Genomic DNA, 19,654 nt, shown 5'->3' with positions numbered 1-19,654 from the left:
ATTTCTAAATGTCACCCTGAGCGCAGTCGAAGGGTTTATTAAACCTATAAAAAGTGAATAAAAGCATAACCACCCAAATAGAAAATAAAGTAGCTACATTAACCCTTAATCGCCCCGAAGTTTTTAACAGCTTCAATCGCGAAATGGCGCTGTTGCTTCAAGATGAATTGGACAATTGTGAAAAAAATCCAGAAGTCCGCGCTATAATTATCATCGGCAGCGGAAAAGCGTTTTGTGCAGGGCAGGATTTAAAGGAAGTAACTTCCCCCGAATTAAATCCAGGTTTTAAAAAAATTCTCGAAGAACATTACAATCCCATTATTCAAAGAATTCGGAATATTGAAAAACCAATTATTGGCGCAATCAATGGAGTTGCGGCTGGAGCAGGTGCAAATATTGCCTTAGCTTGCGATGTGGTAATTGCTTCCGAAAATGCAAGTTTTATTCAGGCATTCAGTAAAATCGGTTTGGTGCCGGACAGCGCGGGAACCTTCTTTTTACCGCGATTGATCGGTTTTCAAAAGGCTTCGGCGTTAATGATGCTGGGCGACAAAGTTTCTGCCCAAGATGCTGAAAAGCTTGGAATGGTTTACAAAGTTGTCTCCTCAGAGAACTTTTCAGAAGAAGTAAAAATCATTGCAAATACGATGGCGAATATGCCAACAAAAGCATTGGGGTTAACGAAGCGTTTGTTAAATAATTCCATGCAAAATAATTTAGAAGAACAGTTGAATTTGGAAAGCAAACTTCAAATTGAAGCCGCCCAAAGCGAAGATTATGCAGAAGGAGTTGATGCGTTTGTGAATAAAAGAAAACCGAATTTCAGAGGAAAGTGATTAACGATTTAAGATTAACGATTGTTGAGTGCAGATTTTTAAAATTTTAAATATGGTGGTGTTAACCCAAATTATAGAATATGGTTCCAAATCAACTTGAAGATAGATTAATCAAATTTGCCGTTGAAGTTATTTTAATGTGCAAACATATTAACGGTTCATTTGCTGCGGAGCATCTTACAAAACAACTTATCCGTTCCAGCACATCTGTTGCGTTGAATTATGGCGAAGCAAGAAGTGCCGAATCTTCAAGAGATTTTCTACATAAAATGAAAATTTCTTTAAAAGAATTGAGAGAGTCATTCGTTAATATGAAAATTCAAAGGGGCGCGAATTTGATAACAAATGTTCAAATAATAGATAGGCTACTGATTGAAAATAATGAATTAATCTCAATTTTTGTAGCTAGTATAAAAACGGCATCACAAAAAAATAATATTCAATAACTTGGAAAATCAAAAATCAAAAATCGTTAATCAAAAATCATCAATTAAATTTGTTGGAATAATAGGAGCAGGAACAATGGGCGCAGGTATTGCACAAGTAGCTGCCACCGCAGGTTGCTCAGTGAAATTATACGATACCAAAACGGAAGCTTTGGAAAAAGCCGAAGCAGATTTAAATAAAATTATGGATCGGTTGGTTGAAAAAGGAAAAATCAATTCCAAAGAAAAACAGCGAATTCAAACTAATATAAAATACGTTAATTCGCTAAAGGAATTAAAAGATTCCGATTTAACCATTGAAGCGATTGTTGAAAACCTGGACATCAAAAAAAATGTGTTTTCAACACTTGAAAAGTTTGTAAGCGACGATTGTATAATTGCCTCGAACACATCGTCGCTTTCCATTGCATCAATTGCTTCATCACTTCAAAAACCGGAGCGCTGCATCGGGATACACTTTTTTAATCCCGCGCCATTGATGAAATTGGTCGAGGTAATTCCATCTATTCAAACTTCGGTAGAAACACTGAAAATTTCAGTTGAAACTATTAAAGATTGGGGAAAAACCGTTGCCGTAGCGAAAGATACACCCGGATTTATAGTAAATAGGGTTGCACGACCATTTTATGGGGAAGCACTTCGTATTTATGAAGAAGGAATTGCTTCGTTTTCTGAAATAGATAAAGCAATGAAAGAAATCGGTGGCTTCAGAATGGGCCCTTTTGAATTGATGGATTTCATCGGAAATGATGTGAACTATACGGTAACCGAAACTGTCTTTAAAGCGTTCTATTTCGATCCACGCTACAAACCCTCTTTCACCCAAAAGCGTTTTGCTGAAGCTGGATACTTGGGAAGAAAAAGCGGAAAAGGGTATTATGATTATTCGAAGAATGTCACCCCGAGCGCAGTCGAAGGGTCTTTGTCTTCTGAAAAATCTATACAAATTTTTGATCGTATTCTTGTAATGCTAATAAACGAGGCTGCCGACGCGCTTTTTTGGAACATAGCATCCGGAGAAGATATTGACAACGCGATGACAAAAGGCGTAAATTATCCGAAGGGATTATTGAGCTGGGCAGATGAAAAAGGAATTGATTGGTGCGTTAAAAAAATGGACGAACTTTACAATGAATACCACGAAGACCGCTATCGTTGTTCACCTTTGTTGCGGAAAATGAAAAATTCAGGTAGTAGTTTTTTTGACTAAACAATGGAGAAATACGGGAGATTTCCTGCAAGGTATTGCCGCAGGCTATCATGTAGATTTTAGCTTTTCAATAAGAAATTGATATTGGTCAACAACACTTATAAAAATATATGGAAGGAAAGAAAATACCACACAAAATGTTAAGTCAAGATGCGTTTAGCAGTTGGTTGGGAATAGAGATTCTAGAATGTGAGGTTGGAAGTGTAAAAGTTGGATTGACGATCCGAAAGGAAATGCTCAACAGCATGAACAAAGCCCACGGTGGGATTGCATATTCATTAGCTGACACTGCCTTCGGCTTTGCCGCAAATACCCACGGAAAATACGCGGTATCTATTGAAACATCCATCAATCATATTGAAGCGTTGAATGAGGGTGATTATCTAACAGCCCAATCCGTAATTGAGAAAGTAGGGAATAAATTAGGGTTTAATATTGTTGAAGTAAAACGCGGCGATAAGCTAGTGGCACTTTTCAAAGGTGTTGTTTATAGAACCAGTAAGGCTTGGGAATAGATTAAGCAGTATATTTAACTAATCAGAAAAAATTATGAAATGGAAAGGTAGAAGAAAAAGCGGTAATTTAGACGACCGCCGTGGAATGAGCGGCAAAGGAAAACTAGTTGCCGGTGGTGGTGTGGTTGCACTCATTGTGATCGCACTGCAGATTTTTGGAGGTGAAACAGGCCAACAACTAGCCCCCTTGGTTGAACAAATAGGAGGCAGTCAATCGTTGCAGCAAACTGAGCAAAGAGAACTTACTGCACAAGAAAAGGAAATGGGCGATTTTATGGCTACGGTATTAGCTGACACTGAAAATGTTTGGAACCAGATCTTTAGCCAAAACAATATCGGCGATTATAAAGAACCTACAATGGTTTTGTTTACAGATGCCGTAAGCACTGCCTGCGGAAATGCAAGTTCTGCCTCGGGACCGTTTTACTGCCCCGCAGATCAAAAAGTGTATATGGATTTGGCGTTTTTTGATGAATTAAAAACCCGATTTGGTGCTAAAGGTGGCGACTTTGCGATTGCTTATGTAACCGCTCATGAAATTGGCCATCATGTACAAACTTTGGTGGGCACTTCACAAAAAGTACGGCAATTGCAACAACAAAATAGAAACGCCGCCAACCAACTTTCAGTTGCGTTAGAACTTCAAGCAGATTTTTACGCAGGCCTTTGGGCACATCACAATCAAGAATATTTGGAAGAAGGTGATATTGAAGAAGCATTAAGCGCCGCAAATGCTGTTGGTGATGATGCCATTCAAAAAAGAACACAGGGCGATGTGGTGCCAGATAGTTTTACCCACGGAAGCTCCGAACAACGCATGAAATGGTTTATGAAAGGTTATAAAACGGGCGATATAAATCAAGGCGATACCTTTTCGGAACTATTGAATTAATAATTAACGATTTCAGATTAACGATTTTTGATTTCCGAATTATTTTTCACGTCAAAAATTATCAATCAAAAATAAAAAGTCATTTATGGAAGCATATATAATTGATGGAATAAGAACGCCAATAGGCAGTTATCAAGGAACGCTAAGTGCTGTTAGAACAGATGATTTGGCGGCTTTGGTAATTGCCGAAATTGTAAAACGCAATCCAAACATCCCAAAAGAAGCATATGACGATGTAATTCTCGGTTGCGCAAACCAAGCGGGGGAAGATAACCGAAACGTGGCCCGAATGGCGTCACTTTTGGCAGGTTTGCCGGTAACCGTTCCCGGTGAAACGGTAAATAGACTCTGCAGCAGCGGCCTTTCAGCAATTATTCACGCCAACCGTGCGATAAAAGCTGGCGATGGCGACCTTTTTATCTCGGGTGGCGTTGAAAATATGACTCGTGGCCCATATGTAGTTGCTAAACCTTCAAAAGCTTTCGGAACCGATGCAAAAATGTACGACTCCAGTTTTGGCTGGCGTTTCGTAAATCCTAAAATGGCCGAAATGTACGGTACGGACGGGATGGGAAATACAGCTGAAAATTTGGTTGAAAAGCATAATATTTCTCGGGAAGACCAAGATGCTTTCGCCTTTAATTCGCAAATGAAGGCTGCAAAGGCGCAACAAAATGGGCGTTTGGCAAAGGAAATTGTTCCAGTTGAAATTCCGCAGCGAAAAAAAGACCCAATAATTTTTAAGGATGACGAGTTTATTCGCCCAGACTCCACAAAAGAGATTTTGGCCAAATTGCGTCCAGCCTTTAAAAAAGATGGGAGTGTTACCGCCGGAAATTCTTCAGGATTAAATGATGGTGCAGCGGCAACGATTATCGCTTCGGAAGAGGCAGTAAAAAAATACAATTTAAAACCGATTGCTAGAATTGTTTCTTCCGCCGTTGTTGGAGTCGAACCGCGAATTATGGGCATTGGTCCCGTGGAAGCTTCTAATAAAGCACTCGAAAAAGCAGGTTTAAAAATGGAAGACATGGACGTGATTGAGCTGAACGAGGCTTTTGCTTCCCAAGCGTTAGCATGCATTCGCGAATGGGGGTTGAAAGATGATGACCCACGTATTAATCCTAATGGCGGTTCCATCGCCATCGGGCACCCACTCGGTGTTACGGGAGCGCGACTTGCATATTCCGCAGCTTTGGAACTTCAACTTCAGAATAAAAAATACGCTTTAATTACAATGTGTGTAGGCGTGGGGCAAGGTTATGCTGCCATTATTGAAAATGTAAACCTATAAGTTTTCGATTTTTAATTTTTTTGAATTGAAATATGTTTTATATTTATGTTTTATAAATATATTATGGCAACATTCACATCATCTTTACCGGACGATCTTCTCGAAAATCTTTCGAAAATGGCCAAAGAGCTTAAAATGCCGAAGAATAGAATTATCGAAAAGGCTTTACAGCTATACCTCGATGAACTTAATAAAGCTCAATATATTAAGTCTTTTAAACGTGCTTCGCAGGATAAAGAGGTAATGGCAATGGCAGAGGAAGGAATTGCAGACTATTTCAGGATGCTTCAGGAATATGACGAAAAATGAGACAGGGAGAAATCTGGAATGTATATTTTGACCCTGTAAAAGGTAGCGAGCAATCTGGCAACAGACCCGCCGTAATTATTAGTGGAAATGCACTAAATATGCATCTCGATGTCATAATTGTTTGTCCGTTATCCTCGTCTGTACATCATTTTAAAGGCAACCCAATCTTACGGCCTAACCCCGAAAATGGACTCACTTCAATTTCGGAAGTAATGGTTTTTCATGTTCGGTCAATCTCGAAGGAACGTTTCAAAAAGAAGGTTGGTTATATTGACAAAGCTTATATTTCTGAAATTAAAAACACTCTAAACGATTTATTAAAATATTAGTTTTCAATTATATGAAATTACAAAACTACATACTCGGAACTTGGGTTACTGGCACAGGCGAAGGCGTACCAATGCACGATGCCATTACTGGTGAAATCATTGCACTTTCGGATACCGAAGGTCTCGATTTTGCCGAAATCCTGCAATATGGAAGAACAAAAGGAGGAGAGGTACTTCGGAAAATGACGTTTCAGGAGCGCGGAAATATGTTAAAATCCTTAGCGCTGCATTTGGTGAAAAAGAAAGCCGATTTTTATGAAATAAGCTACCGAACCGGCGCCACAAAAGTTGATAGTTGGATCGATATTGAAGGCGGTTTCGGCAACCTTTTTGCCAACGCTTCCCTTCGGAAATTATTTCCGAACCAATCCTACCACGTTGAAGGCGATCCTATAGATTTGTCAAGAGGCGGTCGTTTTATGGCGCATCATATAATGGTGCCAAAACGCGGGGTTGCCATTCATATAAATGCGTTTAATTTCCCGGTTTGGGGAATGTTGGAAAAATGTGCGGTAAACTGGATGGCGGGTGTGCCAGCGGTGGTAAAACCAGCTACAAATACTTCCTTTTTAACTGAAGCCGTAGTTCGTGAAATAATTGCTTCCAAAATTTTGCCCGAAGGCGCCTTGCAATTGATTACAGGTTCGGCTAGAACTATCTTAGACAGTGTTGAATCACAGGATGTGGTTACATTTACAGGTTCTGCAACTACGGGAAGATTGCTAAAATCGCATAAAAGAATTATTGAAGAAGCCGTACCATTTACAATGGAAGCCGATAGTTTAAACGCTTCGGTTTTAGGTGAAGATGCTAAACCCGGAACCCCCGAATTTGATCTCTTTATAAAAGAAGTCCGAAATGAAATGACGGTAAAATGCGGCCAAAAATGTACCGCCATCCGTCGTGTAATCGTTCCTGAAAACTTAGTTGAAGATGTGCAAATTGCCCTTGGGAGGGCCCTTTCAAAAGTAACCATTGGCGATCCGCGTTTAAAGGAAGTGCGAATGGGCTCTTTGGTAAGTTTAGATCAAGTAAAAGAAGTCCGTGAGCGTGTGCAGGAATTGTCAAAAACTGCAAGTATCGTTTATGGCCATTTAGATAAAATAGAAGTAATTGGCGCCGATGCAAAAAAAGGTGCTTTCTTGGCTCCTATTCTACTTCGTGAAGATAATCCGTTTAAGAATTTGTCGGTTCACGAAACTGAAGCATTTGGACCGGTGAGCACAATTATGCCGTACAAAAATTTAGATGAAGCCATTACTTTGGCGCAAATGGGGAAAGGTTCATTAGTTTCTTCCATAGCAACCAACGACGACAATATTGCTAAGGAATATGTAATTAATGCAGCTTCGCATCACGGCCGTATTTTGGTGTTAAACCGCGAAAGTGCCAAGGAAAGTACAGGCCACGGTTCGCCATTGCCAAGTTTGGTCCATGGCGGTCCGGGACGTGCGGGTGGCGGTGAGGAAATGGGCGGAATGCGCGGAATAAAGCATTATTTGCAACGAACTGCAATTCAAGGTTCGCCAACTACCTTAACCGAAATCACCGGAATTTATCAAGCAAATGCCAAATATAAAGAGGCAGAACAGCACCCCTTTAAATATCACTGGGAAGATATAAAACCCGGAATGTCGCTAAAAACACACAAGCGCACGTTAACGGATTCAGATATTATAAGTTTTGCAAATCTTACGTGGGATCATTTTTATGCACATACGGATATCACCTCGCTCGACGGAAGTATTTTTGAAAAGCGCACTGCTCACGGATATTTTATCATCGCGGCGGCAGCGGGACTTTTCGTTTATCCGAACAAAGGGCCGGTTGCAGCAAATTACGGCTTGGAAGACTGTCGTTTTTTGCGCCCGCTATATCATAACGATACAATTTATGTACGGTTAACGTGCAAGCAAAAAGTAGATCGCGACGTAGCTTCGGCTGAACACCCCAGCGGAATCGTAAAATGGTTTGTGGAGGTTTTTGATGCTGAAGATGAATTGGTTGCTTTGGCTACAATTCTCACCATGGTTCAAAAGAAGCAAGAAACCTTTGTTGAAATGACCGATGAAAAAATTCAGGAATCGTTGAATAAATTATCCGAAGATTCCAAGCCCAAGTGGGGCATTATGACGCCCCAACATATGTTGGAACATTTGGAATATACCTATAAAATTGCTTCGGGAAAAATTCAGGATTTTGAAGTTGCGACGCCAGAAAAGATTTTGGAAAAAGTACACGCGAGCCTTTACAATTACGATAAATTTCCGCGAAACTCGAATTTTCCGCAATTGGAAAAAGATACTTTAGATAAACTGAAACATCCCGATTTAGCAACGGCGAAAGAGAAATTTCTGGAAGAACGGGAAGCATATAAAAACTATTTCAAAGAAAATCCCGATGCCAAATTGAACAATCTGGTTTTTGGCGAAATGAATCGCTACGAGTGGTATTTACTGGAGCGAAAACATTTGAACCATCATTTTGAACAGTTTGGAATAATTTAAATTTAAAATATTTTGGAACAACCATACGTAAACATAAAAACCGAAAACAAAATTGCAACCATCGAATTCTTCCATCCAGCACACAATAGTTTGCCGGGAGATTTGTTGTCGAAACTCGCAAATACAATAACTGAAGCTGGTAACAATGACGAAGTAAAAGTTATCATCCTGAAAAGTGGCGGCGACAGAACTTTTTGTGCCGGCGCAAGCTTTAATGAACTTATAAGTATTAATGATGCCGAAACTGGAAAAGTATTTTTCAGTGGATTCGCAAACGTCATAAACGCAATGCGAAAATGCCCAAAATTCATCATCGGAAGAATACAAGGGAAAACCGTTGGCGGGGGCGTAGGCGTTGCTTCGGCTACAGATTATTGTATGGCCACAAAATTTGCCGCAATTAAATTAAGCGAATTAAATGTGGGAATTGGCCCATTTGTGGTTGGTCCTGCCGTTGAACGCAAATTGGGAACAAGCGGTTTCAGCCAAATTGCAATTGATGCAAATTCCTTTTACGACGCCGAATGGGCCCGCCAAAAAGGATTGTACAATCAGGTTTTTGATTCTTTGGAGGAATTGGATGAAGCGGTTCAAAAATTTGCTGAAAATCTTTGCAATTATAATCCAGAAGCGATGGCGGAAATGAAAAAAGTATTTTGGAGCGGCACAGAAAATTGGGATGAATTACTTGCGGAACGTGCCGTGATTTCCGGAAGATTGGTGCTTTCGGAATTTACGAAACATACATTAAAGAAGTTTGGTGAAAGTTAGATAGAAACCCCAAGAATCAAATGATAAAAGACGAAAGGATAAAATGACGAAAGGATAAAAGGATAATAAAACCTAAAATGGCATTAAAGAATAATTTTAGAAAATTGGCAATATGGCAGAATGCTAGGAAGCTTGTGAGTGAAACCTATATTTTTACTTCCAAATTTCCTAAATCTGAAATTTATGGTCTTTCTAATCAATTACAGCGTTGTTCAATTTCTATCGCCTCAAATATTGCGGAGGGTTCTGCCAGAAATTCTGATAAACATTTCATTCAGTATTTAGAATCTGCATTGGGTTCTTCATTTGAATGGGAAACTCAATTAATTTGTGCGTATGATTTGCAATATATTGACAATATTACATTTGAAGAAAATTTACAAACAATACAAAAATTGCAGGCAATGATTTCAAATTTTAAAAATACATTGAACTAATAACTGTCATTTAATCTTTTTGTCCATTTATCTTTTTGTCATATAATTTAAAAAAATGATCTACAGTTTCAAAGGCCATATTCCAGTAATCCACGAAAGCAGTTTCGTCCACCCGTTGGCGGCGGTAACCGGCAATGTGATTATTGGAAAAAACTGCTATATCGGTCCCGGTGCGGCAATTCGCGGCGATTGGGGTGAGATTATTCTCAAAGATGGCGTGAATGTGCAAGAAAATTGTACCATTCATATGTTTCCCGGAAAAAGTATTGTGTTGAAGGAAAGCGCGCACGTGGGCCACGGTGCCATAATTCACGGAGCAAATTTGGGCAGAAACTGCTTGATTGGAATGAATAGCGTAATTATGGACGATGCCGAAATTGGAGATGAATGTATTGTTGGTGCCATGAGTTTTGTAAAAGCGGAAACAAAATTTCCAAAACGGAAATTAATAGTTGGTAATCCTGCAAAAGCTATAAAGGATATTTCAGATGAAATGATTGCATGGAAAACAGCTGGAACAAGATTGTACCAACAATTACCCAATGATTGCCACGAAAGTTTGCGGGAAGTGGAACCGTTACGGGAAATTCCGAAGAACCGACCCGTTCAGGAAGATTTTTATAAAACTTTGGAAGAATTTAGAATCAAGAACCAAGAGTAATGACGAATGTCTCCCCGAGCGCAGTCGAGGGGTCATAGTCAAGATAAATTTTGATTAGTACACAAAAGCACTTAGACAGCCTTCGACTGCGCTCAGGATAGACTGCTCAGTGTGATATTTATAAAAAATGCAAAAAACAGAATTAAAAATGCCCAAAATGGGCGAGAGCATAACCGAAGGAACCATCATAAATTGGATGGTTAAGGAGGGCGATTCTTTTGAGGAAGGCGATATTCTTTTGGAGGTTGCAACCGATAAAGTAGATAATGAAGTACCTGCTACTGCTGCCGGAAAAATGCTGGAACATAAATTTAAGGCGCAGGATGTTGTTCCCGTTGGCGAAGTGATTGCTGTTTTGGAGCTTTCAGAAAACGTGAAATCTAAAAAAAGCATTTCAAATTCTGAAAAAATAGCACCTGTTTCTCCCCCCACGGGGGAGATGCCCGCAGGGCAGAGGGGGACTTTAACTTCAAAACCAATTCCATCGGCATCTTCAAATTCTTTTAAAGTAAACGAAAATGTTTTCATCTCACCTTTGGTTGATGCCATTGCCCGTAAAAATCATATCAGCTACGAAGAATTGGCCCGAATTTCAGGTACTGGAAAAGATGGCCGATTACGAAAAAGTGATGTTTCAAATTATTTGGAAAATGGACGCCCGTTTCAATTTGCGCAAGCTGTTCCGGAAGTTTCAGGATTTCAGGTTCCAGATTTAAAATTCGACAAAGGAAAAGGCAAAATCGTAGAAATGGACCGTATGCGCCAAATGATTTCGGATCATATGGTTTTTTCGAAACATACATCGCCACACGTTACAGCTTATGTGGAAGCTGATTTAACCGAAATGGTTCAGTGGCGAAATAAAAATAAAGTTGCATTTCAAAAAAAATACAACGAAAAACTAACATTTACCCCGCTTTTTATTGAATGTGTTGCGAAGGCCATCCAGGATTTTCCAATGATTAATTCTACCTTGGATGGGAGAAACATTATTGTAAAAGACGAAATAAATATTGGGATGGCAACTGCACTTCCATCGGGAAACTTAATCGTGCCCGTTGTTAAAAACGCCGATAAAAAGAATTTAAATGAATTGGCTACTGCGACAAATGAATTGGTTGGAAAAGCCCGTGATAATAAATTAAAGGCCGATGAAACCAAAGGCAGCACCTTTACAATTAGCAATGTGGGAACTTTTGGCAGTTTAATGGGTACACCCATAATCAACCAACCCGAAGCCGCAATTTTGGCAACTGGAATTATTAAAAAACGCGCCGAAGTAATGGAAAGAGAAGAAGGCGATACGATTGAAATCCGCCAAATGATGTACCTTTCACTTTCCTTTGACCACCGAATAGTAGATGGTTATCTGGCAGGTTCTTTTTTACGAAGAATTGCCGATTATATGGAACAGTTTGATGTGAAAAAGACGTTTTGAACCACGATCGTTCGCTGTGCTCACTGCACGAATCACAAGTTTTAAAAATTGTGAATCAAACAGTCGTAGGGCGTGTTTCAAAAAATTAATATATGAGAAGACATAATTTTAAGAAATTGCAAATATGGTTACTGGCAATGGAGTTAATTGATAAAAATTATTTACTCACGGCAACTTTACCAGATTATGAAAGATACGGTTTGCGAACACAAATGAATTGTTGTTCGGTTTCCATTGCTTCAAACATTTCTGAAGGTTCGAGCAAAAGAACAGATAGACATTTTTTGAATTTTCTTGAAAACAGCCTTGGTTCAGCTTTTGAATGGGAAACACAGTTGATGGTTTGCGCTCGTCAAAATTTTATTTCGAAAGAATTATTTTTGAGATTGGAAGATAAGGTACAAGCATTACAAAGTAAAATATCAAATTTTATAGATACATTAGATCCGAATAATTAAATGAAAAGGACGTTTTGAACCACAATCGTTCACTTGGCATACTGCACGAAAAACGACGTTTAAAAGTTGTGATTCCAACCGTCGTGGTTCGTATAACGAGCGAAGCAAGTGGTCGTGATTCAAAAACGTCAAAATCTAAAGATGAAAATTAAAAAAGATATATTAAAAAAAGCCTTTAAAAACCTCGTCACCGCAAAAGCGATGACAGAGATTTATGAGGAAAATTTTAAAACCGTTTCAAAATACGTGCACGCAACTTCGCGGGGTCATGAGGTAATTCAAATAGCCCTGGGAATGCAGCTGTTGCCGCAGGATTACGCATTTCCGTATTATCGTGATGATTCTATGTTGCTTTCCATTGGAATGAAACCGTATGAGCTTATGCTCCAGGTTTTGGCAAAAAAAGACGATCCCTTTTCGGGCGGAAGAACCTATTATAGTCATCCAAGTTTGAAAGATGATGATAAACCAAAAATTCCACATCAAAGTTCTGCAACGGGAATGCAGGCTATTCCAGCTACGGGTGTTGCAATGGGGTTTTGGTATAAGGAATCAATGAATTCAGAATTCGGAATTCAGAATTCAGAATTGCCCATTGTGGTTTGTAGTTTAGGTGATGCCTCGGTTACAGAAGGCGAAGTTGCTGAAGCCTTTCAAATGGCAGTTTTAAAGAAGCTGCCCATTCTTTATTTAGTACAGGACAACGAGTGGGATATTTCGGCTAATGCTGCGGAAACAAGAGCCCAGAATGCCGCAGAATACGCAAAGGGATTTCACGGATTAGAAGCAATTTCAATTGATGGGGCTGATTTTGAGGAAAGTTATAATACAATTCAGAATGTAATTTCAAAAATTCGGGAAGAGCGCAGACCATTTTTGGTTCACGCAAAAGTTCCGCTATTGAACCATCATACTTCTGGCGTTCGGATGGAGTTTTATCGCGATGATTTGGAGGAAGCGCGAAGTCGTGATCCGTATCCAAAATTGAAAAAATTGTTATTGGATAATGGTTTTAATGACAAAGAACTTTCAGAAATAGAAGCCGACATCAAAATCGAAATCAAAGAATCTTTGGAAAGGGCGTTAAATGCTGAAGATCCAAAACCCGAAGATCTTTTTACGCACGATTTTGCTCCAACGGAAATTACCGAAGAAAAGGGTGAACGATCCCCTAAAGGAGGCGAAAAAGTGGTGATGGTAGATTGTGCACTTTTTGCCATTGAGGAATTGATGCGGAAACACAAGGAATGTTTATTGTATGGTCAGGATGTGGGCGCACGTTTGGGTGGCGTGTTTCGCGAAGCGGCTACTTTGGCACAAAAATTTGGCGACAATCGTGTTTTTAATACGCCAATTCAAGAGGCATTTATCGTAGGTTCAACCGTGGGAATGAGCGCTGTTGGCTTAAAACCAATTGTAGAAGTTCAGTTTGCCGATTATATTTGGCCAGGGCTCAATCAACTTTTTACTGAAGTTTCCCGAAGCTGTTATCTTTCAAACGGAAAATGGCCGGTTTCAATGATTTTACGTGTGCCTATTGGCGCTTACGGCAGTGGTGGCCCGTACCATTCCTCTTCCGTGGAAAGTGTGGTGACTAATATTCGTGGATTAAAAATTGCGTATCCGAGTAACGGTGCCGATTTAAAAGGTCTGCTAAAAGCGGCCTATTACGACCCAAATCCTGTTGTGATTTTTGAACATAAAGGCTTGTATTGGAGTAAGGTGAAGGGAACAAAGGGCGCAACGTCTATAATGCCTGCAGAAGATTATGTTTTGCCTTTTGGAAAAGCTTGGGTTTTGCAGGAAATCTGGAAACAGGAAGAAGAGGAAACACTTTCTATAATAACCTACGGAATGGGCGTGCACTGGGCAATGAACGCTTCCGAAGAACTTGGAATGCAGGATAAAATTGAAGTTGTTGACCTTAGAACACTGCATCCTTTGGATTATGAAACGGTTTTTAAATCGGTTAAGAAATGCGGAAAATGTTTGGTTGTAACCGAAGAACCTTCCGACAACGGATTTTCACGCGGTTTGCAGGGAAGAATTCAAGAAGAATGTTTTCAGCAACTTGATGCGCCGGTGATGCTCATTGGTTCAGAAAATATGCCTGCAATTCCACTTAATTCCACATTGGAGGAAACGATGATACCTTCCACGGAAAAAGTGAAGAAGAAGATACTTGAAATACTAAAATATTGATTTCAATTAACTAATTTCACAAGATGACAACCTCACTCAGTAAACCTCGTTTAATATGGCTTAATTTTAATCAAAAACCTATATTATGAAAACTATTATTACGTTTCTTGCATTATTTGGGGTAACGATTTTACACGCCCAATGGACTGCCGACACCGATGCGAATACACTTGTAGCAGAATCTGGAGAACTAGATGTACAGACGCGTGGCACTTCTGATGGGCAAACTTATGTAGTGTTTTGGAAAAATGTTGGACCACCAACAAATATTGAACTTCGCTTGCAAATTATGGATGCCGATGGCAACCAAACACTTGGTAGCGATGGTATGTTGGTTAGCGACCAAATTCCTATGAGTACTTCAACCGTAATTATGAATACAATCGTAGATGCCAATGACAATCTTTATATTGGTGCTACAGGAACAGCGGGCGGAGACCCTGCTTTTGTGTTTAAAATGGATACCGATGGCAATCATTTATGGGGTGCAAATGGAGTTCAAGTTGGTAGTGGGAATGTGGTAACAGTGCTACCGCTTTCAACAGGGGGAGCAATTGTTAGTTGGCTCTCTGGAAGTGGTGCAGTTATGCAAAAATACGACGATAACGGACTTGCCGTTTGGCCGTCAACTCAGCCGCTAACAACGGGTTCTGGAACTTCGTCTCCAGGAAACTTTTTTGAGATTGCAGGCGGCGAATATATAGCTGTTTTCCATAAATTATTAACGGGAATTAACTCTTTTCTATATGCGCAACGTTACGATGCAGATGGTAATCCGGTCTGGGGAAGTGCTGTTCAAATTTCTGACAGAGCTACTGCTTTTATTCGTTCGTACAAAGGCGTTCAGGATGGCGATGTAGTTTATATGGGTTATTATGCTTCAGCAGGAACACGTTTTGATTCGTATTTGCAGCGTATAAATCCTGACGGAACTTTACCTTGGGGTATAAATGGTTCTGATTTTGATACTGGCGAAACCGATTATGAAATGGAAACCGAAATAGCTTTTAAAAACGGCTCGCAATACGTTTGGTCAATTTCTATCTATAGAAATGAAACACAAAGCGAACGTGGCGAATACGTCCAAAAATTTAATAAAGATTCTGGCGCACGTGAATTAACCGATAACGCAAAAGTTGTTTTTCCAATAGGAAATGATAAATCGCACGCAGGTTCACTTCGCCTCAGAAACGACAATCCATTATTTTTGATGGAAGAAGGAGAAAACAATGGCGCCACGCCTACCACATTACATAGCGTTTATTTAAATGAAAACGGTGATTTTGCGTGGCCCGAAGAAACCCGTCCCGTAGCTACTTTTGCTGCAGCCAAAACAAGAGTGAATTTTACAAAAGAAGGAAATTCGCAGAACGTAGCAGTTTTTGTGGAAGACAAGGGCGACGGCCTAAAAATCTATGCGCAAAATGTAGTGGATGATACAGCAGGTGTTGAAGAATTTTCAGACACTTCAATATCTTTTGTAAATCCGGTAAAAGCTGAAATGATTATTAATAGCAATTCGCCAATTGAAGCAATTTCAATTTATAATGTTTTAGGGCAGCAGTTATTTTCAGCGAAATACAATTTGGAGACTTCGGTAAACGTAGATACGCAAAGTTGGAAATCAGGTGTTTATTTTATGAAAATTTCTACTCACAAAGGAAATGTAAAAGGCATAAAATTGGTTAAAGAATAAACTTTTAATTATCCCCAATTATTAAAAGCCTTCCTTTTTTTGAGGAGGGCTTTTTTATTCATTCTCTTCTTCTATATTATCCTCCTGAAAAACGAGCGGATGATCCTCGTCGCCAAGTCCCACAATTTTAATCATATTGATAACAGTGTTGTAAAGCATTAAAATAACCGAAACCATCCCACCGCTGAGCAGTGAGGAAAGAAAGAGCGTAGCCCAATAAATAGTGGAATACCAGGTCGTGGGCAATTCTTCAGATTCGGTGATGGGGATATTAAATATCTGAAAGAGTATAATAGCTATAACAAACAGGATTGTGTCCAGTTTTGCAATTGCCATTACTTGGGTATAATGGGCTTGCTTTAATTTTGACTTGGAGCCAGAACTTATACCTAAAAGCGTAAGTAAAAGTGCCAAGATTGTTGCTGAAGCAAGCACAATGGTATTACAAAGCATGTTGATTCCCGGTAGGGAAGAGGTTATCAGTTTTTTTGCTTCATAACCTGAAATATTTCCCAGAAGAAAAACTCCCGTTCCGGTAATGACGGCAGCAATTAACCCCCCATATAATGATCGCCGATTGTATTTTGAAAGTTTTATCATCCGCCTTGTTGAGTTTCTTATTTTATTAGTGATCGTGCTTCTTTTGTAATTCTTTATAAAGTTTAAACAGCCTGTTTATATTTTAAAATGTGATTTCTTACAAATAAATTAGGCCGTCTTTTTTTTGCCAAGATGAAAATAAGTGAGCATTTTGATTTTAAAGATAAAAAAAAGGCTTTTATACAAATTGCATAAAAGCCTTTTTTTAACTACTTTTTCAGAGCTCCTGGCGGATACTCTGCTAATATTTTGGAGACTATTTCGCGAATTCGCTCCTCTTTGCGTTCCATATTTCCGGTTACTAAATCTGCACTCCCCATACCCTGCCAAACTAAATTGTTCGTTTTAGCATCTATTAAATCTATGTAAAGCGTGCCTTCAGCAGTTCGAGAAACATTTGTACCGCCATGATAGCTGCCATAATACCAAGGACTCCAACCCCATCCGTATCCAAAATTGCTATTGTAAACATCAACGCGTTCACGCTCTTTTGTAAAAATACTAACGAGTAAATCTGGAGTCTCAGATTTTGCCATTCCTTTCATTATTAAATTTCCTTCAATGGCACGAAGAATACGTTTTTTATCTAAATCGCTAATTTCGGCTTTATCAATCCCTGGCTTAAAAAAAGCAAAGGAATTGTACTGATTAAAATTTGCTTTTTTGTCGAAATCCGATGCTACGCGAACGGTGGAGCAGGAAGTGAATGCAAAAAGCAGTAATAGGGGTAAAAATTTAAGTGCTTTCATCTTTTTCTTTTTTTTAGCCACAAATGCACAATTTAGTGAATTCGTGGTCGAATTTTTATGTGAATAATTTGTCATCAACAAAATTTGGAAGCGTTACCTTCAACTGCGGATTGTTTTCCATTGCACGTTTTATTGCAAATACAGCTTCGTCATTTCGTGCCCAACTACGTCTTGCAATTCCATTATTAACATCCCAGAAAAGCATATTTTCTAAGCGTCGTTGCGCATCTGTACTACCATCAAGAACCATTCCGAAACCACCATTAATCACCTCACCCCAGCCTACGCCACCGCCATTGTGGATGCTTACCCAGGTAGCGCCACGGAAGCTATCGCCAATAACGTTCTGAATTGCCATGTCTGCAGTAAACCGGCTACCGTCGTAAATATTGGATGTTTCACGATAGGGCGAATCGGTTCCTGAAACATCATGATGGTCGCGACCTAAAACAACGTGTCCGATTTTACCTTCGGAAATAGCTTTGTTGAAAGCCGAAGCAATCTGCACGCGACCGTCAGAATCTGCATAAAGAATACGTGCCTGCGAACCGACTACCAATTTATTTTCCTGCGCTCCTTTAATCCAAGTTATGTTGTCCTGCATTTGCTGCTGAATTTCTTTAGGCGAATTTTTCATCAATTCTTCTAAAACTTCACACGCAATTTCATCGGTTTTTTGAAGATCTTCGGGTTTACCAGAAGCACAAACCCAACGAAATGGTCCAAAACCGTAATCGAAACACATTGGGCCCATTATATCTTGCACGTAAGATGGATATTTGAACTCCGATTGAGGTCTCGACTGCGCTCGACCTGACACCTTTTTATCATTCATAACATCTGCGCCCGCACGAGATGCTTCCAAAAGAAAAGCATTTCCGTAATCGAAGAAATAGGTTCCCTTTGCAGTGTGTTTATTGATTGCTTCCACTTGGCGGCGTAAACTTTTCTGAACTTCCTTTTTAAATTGCTCCGGATTGTTTGCCATCATTTCGTTGGCTTCTTCATAAGCTAATCCAACGGGATAATAGCCGCCCGCCCACGGATTGTGAAGCGAGGTTTGGTCGCTTCCCAAATCAATTTTTATGTTTTCCTCTGCAAATTTCTCCCAGACTTCCACCACGTTTCCGTCGTAAGCGATGGAAACAGTTTCTTTATTTGAAGTTGCTTCTTTTACACGTTTTGAAAGTTCGTCTAAATCTGAAATTACTTCATCTACCCAACCTTGACTATGTCTGGTTTCAGTGGCTTTTTTATTTACTTCGGCGCAAACCGTTACGCAACCTGCTATGTTTCCTGCTTTGGGTTGCGCGCCGCTCATTCCGCCCAAACCAGAAGTTACAAATAACCCGCCTTTCCGCTCTTTTTTAATTTTTCTGAAACCATTTAACACCGTAATCGTGGTTCCGTGAACAATTCCCTGTGGGCCAATGTACATATAGCTTCCCGCCGTCATTTGCCCGTATTGCGTTACTCCCAAAGCATTGAATTTTTCCCAATCGTCGGGTTTTGAATAATTCGGAATCATCATGCCGTTGGTAACAACAACTCTCGGCGCGTCTCTGTGCGATGGGAATAAACCCATTGGATGCCCGGAATAAACGGCCAAGGTCTGCTCATCGGTCATTTCGGAAAGGTATTTCATTACCAAAAGATACTGCGCCCAGTTTTGGAAAACTGCGCCGTTGCCACCATAAGTAATTAGCTCGTGTGGGTGCTGCGCCACAGCGTAATCCAAGTTGTTTTGAATCATTAACATAATCGCTTTTGCTTGATTGGATTTTCCGGGATATTCAGTAATAGGACGCGCATACATTTTATAATCTGGACGGAAACGGTACATATAAATGCGGCCGTATTTTTCCAATTCCGCACGGAACTCGGGTAGGAGTGTGGCGTGATGTTTCGGCTCAAAATAACGTAGTGCATTGCGAAGCGCAAGTTCCTTTTCTTCTTTTGAGAGAATTTCCTTTCGCTTTGGCGCGTGATTTATATTTGTATCGTAAGGTTTCTTTTCAGGTAAAACTGACGGAATGCCTTGTTGTATTTGTTCTTTAAAAGTCATTATTCAAATTTATTTTTATTGATGTTTCCCTGTTTTCTTATCAAATCCATACGGACAATGGCGGCAGCCGCTTTCGCAACAATATCCGCGTTTTAAGTGGTATTGTTCCGTAAAGCATTTGTAACCTTCGGGGGTTAGGTAATAATCGCCTTCTTCGAGTACTATTTTTTTCTTTGGGAAAAGCATTGCGTAAAAATACGAAATTCAATAGTGTGTATTAACGGTAATTTTTACAGATA

At 39.7% G+C, this 19,654-nt stretch carries 20 protein-coding genes; 16 read left to right on the top strand and 4 right to left on the bottom strand.

What is annotated here, in order from left to right:
* The first annotated feature begins 53 nt into the window (after positions 1 to 53).
* The 16 genes from QCQ61_RS01740 (at position 54) to QCQ61_RS01665 (ending at position 16,001) form a co-directional block, all read left to right on the top strand.
* Positions 54 to 836, top strand: coding sequence for an enoyl-CoA hydratase-related protein (locus tag QCQ61_RS01740; protein WP_279449001.1), 783 nt, complete (start codon positions 54 to 56; stop codon positions 834 to 836).
* Positions 837 to 916: 80 nt separating this feature from the next.
* Positions 917 to 1,282: a four helix bundle protein gene (locus QCQ61_RS01735; protein WP_279449000.1), complete on the top strand. Its 366-nt coding sequence runs from the start codon at positions 917 to 919 to the stop codon at positions 1,280 to 1,282.
* Positions 1,283 to 1,358: 76 nt separating this feature from the next.
* On the top strand, positions 1,359 to 2,492 hold the full coding sequence (locus tag QCQ61_RS01730; RefSeq protein WP_431605808.1) for a 3-hydroxyacyl-CoA dehydrogenase NAD-binding domain-containing protein: 1,134 nt from the start codon (positions 1,359 to 1,361) through the stop codon (positions 2,490 to 2,492).
* Positions 2,493 to 2,602: 110 nt separating this feature from the next.
* Positions 2,603 to 3,007: a PaaI family thioesterase gene (locus QCQ61_RS01725; RefSeq protein WP_279448998.1), complete on the top strand. Its 405-nt coding sequence runs from the start codon at positions 2,603 to 2,605 to the stop codon at positions 3,005 to 3,007.
* Between the two features lie 34 nt (positions 3,008 to 3,041).
* Positions 3,042 to 3,899, top strand: a complete 858-nt coding sequence (gene ypfJ, locus QCQ61_RS01720) for a KPN_02809 family neutral zinc metallopeptidase (protein ID WP_279448997.1) — start codon at positions 3,042 to 3,044, stop codon at positions 3,897 to 3,899.
* An 85-nt stretch (positions 3,900 to 3,984) separates the two neighbouring features.
* Complete coding sequence (pcaF, locus tag QCQ61_RS01715) at positions 3,985 to 5,193, top strand: 3-oxoadipyl-CoA thiolase (protein WP_279448996.1); 1,209 nt, start codon at positions 3,985 to 3,987, stop codon at positions 5,191 to 5,193.
* A gap of 63 nt (positions 5,194 to 5,256) precedes the next feature.
* Entirely contained in the window at positions 5,257 to 5,502 is a 246-nt protein-coding gene (locus QCQ61_RS01710; RefSeq protein WP_279448995.1) for a ribbon-helix-helix protein, CopG family, read from the top strand.
* On the top strand, positions 5,499 to 5,831 hold the full coding sequence (locus QCQ61_RS01705; protein ID WP_279448993.1) for a type II toxin-antitoxin system PemK/MazF family toxin: 333 nt from the start codon (positions 5,499 to 5,501) through the stop codon (positions 5,829 to 5,831). The genes QCQ61_RS01710 and QCQ61_RS01705 overlap by 4 nt, the downstream gene beginning before the upstream one ends.
* 11 nt (positions 5,832 to 5,842) lie before the next feature.
* On the top strand, positions 5,843 to 8,338 hold the full coding sequence (gene paaZ, locus QCQ61_RS01700) for a phenylacetic acid degradation bifunctional protein PaaZ (protein ID WP_279448992.1): 2,496 nt from the start codon (positions 5,843 to 5,845) through the stop codon (positions 8,336 to 8,338).
* Positions 8,339 to 8,350: 12 nt separating this feature from the next.
* Positions 8,351 to 9,109, top strand: coding sequence for an enoyl-CoA hydratase/isomerase family protein (locus QCQ61_RS01695; protein ID WP_279448991.1), 759 nt, complete (start codon positions 8,351 to 8,353; stop codon positions 9,107 to 9,109).
* 77 nt (positions 9,110 to 9,186) lie between these two features.
* A complete protein-coding gene (locus tag QCQ61_RS01690; protein ID WP_279448990.1) occupies positions 9,187 to 9,546 on the top strand; it encodes a four helix bundle protein in 360 nt (119 codons plus the stop codon).
* A 55-nt stretch (positions 9,547 to 9,601) separates the two neighbouring features.
* On the top strand, positions 9,602 to 10,207 hold the full coding sequence (locus tag QCQ61_RS01685; RefSeq protein WP_279448989.1) for an acyltransferase: 606 nt from the start codon (positions 9,602 to 9,604) through the stop codon (positions 10,205 to 10,207).
* A gap of 127 nt (positions 10,208 to 10,334) precedes the next feature.
* Positions 10,335 to 11,645, top strand: a complete 1,311-nt coding sequence (locus tag QCQ61_RS01680) for a dihydrolipoamide acetyltransferase family protein (RefSeq protein ID WP_279448988.1) — start codon at positions 10,335 to 10,337, stop codon at positions 11,643 to 11,645.
* Positions 11,646 to 11,737: 92 nt separating this feature from the next.
* Positions 11,738 to 12,103, top strand: a complete 366-nt coding sequence (locus QCQ61_RS01675; RefSeq protein ID WP_279448987.1) for a four helix bundle protein — start codon at positions 11,738 to 11,740, stop codon at positions 12,101 to 12,103.
* Positions 12,104 to 12,244: 141 nt separating this feature from the next.
* Complete coding sequence (locus QCQ61_RS01670; RefSeq protein WP_279448986.1) at positions 12,245 to 14,305, top strand: alpha-ketoacid dehydrogenase subunit alpha/beta; 2,061 nt, start codon at positions 12,245 to 12,247, stop codon at positions 14,303 to 14,305.
* Positions 14,306 to 14,390: 85 nt separating this feature from the next.
* Positions 14,391 to 16,001: a T9SS type A sorting domain-containing protein gene (locus QCQ61_RS01665; protein ID WP_279448985.1), complete on the top strand. Its 1,611-nt coding sequence runs from the start codon at positions 14,391 to 14,393 to the stop codon at positions 15,999 to 16,001.
* A 54-nt stretch (positions 16,002 to 16,055) separates the two neighbouring features.
* On the opposite strand, the gene QCQ61_RS01660 is transcribed toward QCQ61_RS01665, so the two are convergent.
* From QCQ61_RS01660 to QCQ61_RS01645, 4 genes are all read right to left on the bottom strand, one after another.
* Positions 16,056 to 16,601 carry a hypothetical protein gene (locus QCQ61_RS01660; protein ID WP_279448984.1) on the bottom strand — a complete coding sequence of 182 codons (546 nt, stop codon included), beginning with the start codon at positions 16,599 to 16,601 and terminating at the stop codon, positions 16,056 to 16,058.
* Between the two features lie 209 nt (positions 16,602 to 16,810).
* Complete coding sequence (locus QCQ61_RS01655; protein ID WP_279448983.1) at positions 16,811 to 17,350, bottom strand: DUF4136 domain-containing protein; 540 nt, start codon at positions 17,348 to 17,350, stop codon at positions 16,811 to 16,813.
* Positions 17,351 to 17,405: 55 nt separating this feature from the next.
* Positions 17,406 to 19,415, bottom strand: a complete 2,010-nt coding sequence (gene hutU / locus QCQ61_RS01650) for a urocanate hydratase (RefSeq protein WP_279448982.1) — start codon at positions 19,413 to 19,415, stop codon at positions 17,406 to 17,408.
* Between the two features lie 15 nt (positions 19,416 to 19,430).
* Entirely contained in the window at positions 19,431 to 19,601 is a 171-nt protein-coding gene (locus QCQ61_RS01645) for a C1orf53 family protein (RefSeq protein ID WP_279448981.1), read from the bottom strand.
* Between the last annotated feature and the right edge of the window lie 53 nt (positions 19,602 to 19,654).

It is taken from the genome of Aequorivita marisscotiae, from assembly GCF_029814825.1.
GTDB lineage: Bacteria > Bacteroidota > Bacteroidia > Flavobacteriales > Flavobacteriaceae > Aequorivita > Aequorivita marisscotiae.
This window is presented reverse-complemented; position numbering and strand designations above follow the sequence as displayed.

Bases quoted from the DNA above. Each gene is read 5' to 3' on its own strand.
- QCQ61_RS01690 (WP_279448990.1), top strand. From the start codon at position 9,187: ATGGCATTAAAGAATAATTTTAGAAAATTGGCAATATGGCAGAATGCT.
- QCQ61_RS01705 (WP_279448993.1), top strand. From the start codon at position 5,499: ATGAGACAGGGAGAAATCTGGAATGTATATTTTGACCCTGTAAAAGGT.
- QCQ61_RS01730 (WP_431605808.1), top strand. From the start codon at position 1,359: ATGGGCGCAGGTATTGCACAAGTAGCTGCCACCGCAGGTTGCTCAGTG.
- QCQ61_RS01660 (WP_279448984.1), bottom strand. From the start codon at position 16,601: ATGATAAAACTTTCAAAATACAATCGGCGATCATTATATGGGGGGTTA.
- QCQ61_RS01655 (WP_279448983.1), bottom strand. From the start codon at position 17,350: ATGAAAGCACTTAAATTTTTACCCCTATTACTGCTTTTTGCATTCACT.
- QCQ61_RS01680 (WP_279448988.1), top strand. From the start codon at position 10,335: ATGCAAAAAACAGAATTAAAAATGCCCAAAATGGGCGAGAGCATAACC.
- QCQ61_RS01665 (WP_279448985.1), top strand. From the start codon at position 14,391: ATGAAAACTATTATTACGTTTCTTGCATTATTTGGGGTAACGATTTTA.
- QCQ61_RS01725 (WP_279448998.1), top strand. From the start codon at position 2,603: ATGGAAGGAAAGAAAATACCACACAAAATGTTAAGTCAAGATGCGTTT.
- QCQ61_RS01685 (WP_279448989.1), top strand. From the start codon at position 9,602: ATGATCTACAGTTTCAAAGGCCATATTCCAGTAATCCACGAAAGCAGT.
- QCQ61_RS01645 (WP_279448981.1), bottom strand. From the start codon at position 19,601: ATGCTTTTCCCAAAGAAAAAAATAGTACTCGAAGAAGGCGATTATTAC.
- QCQ61_RS01675 (WP_279448987.1), top strand. From the start codon at position 11,738: ATGAGAAGACATAATTTTAAGAAATTGCAAATATGGTTACTGGCAATG.
- ypfJ (WP_279448997.1), top strand. From the start codon at position 3,042: ATGAAATGGAAAGGTAGAAGAAAAAGCGGTAATTTAGACGACCGCCGT.
- hutU (WP_279448982.1), bottom strand. From the start codon at position 19,415: ATGACTTTTAAAGAACAAATACAACAAGGCATTCCGTCAGTTTTACCT.
- QCQ61_RS01670 (WP_279448986.1), top strand. From the start codon at position 12,245: ATGAAAATTAAAAAAGATATATTAAAAAAAGCCTTTAAAAACCTCGTC.
- pcaF (WP_279448996.1), top strand. From the start codon at position 3,985: ATGGAAGCATATATAATTGATGGAATAAGAACGCCAATAGGCAGTTAT.
- QCQ61_RS01710 (WP_279448995.1), top strand. From the start codon at position 5,257: ATGGCAACATTCACATCATCTTTACCGGACGATCTTCTCGAAAATCTT.
- QCQ61_RS01735 (WP_279449000.1), top strand. From the start codon at position 917: ATGGTTCCAAATCAACTTGAAGATAGATTAATCAAATTTGCCGTTGAA.
- paaZ (WP_279448992.1), top strand. From the start codon at position 5,843: ATGAAATTACAAAACTACATACTCGGAACTTGGGTTACTGGCACAGGC.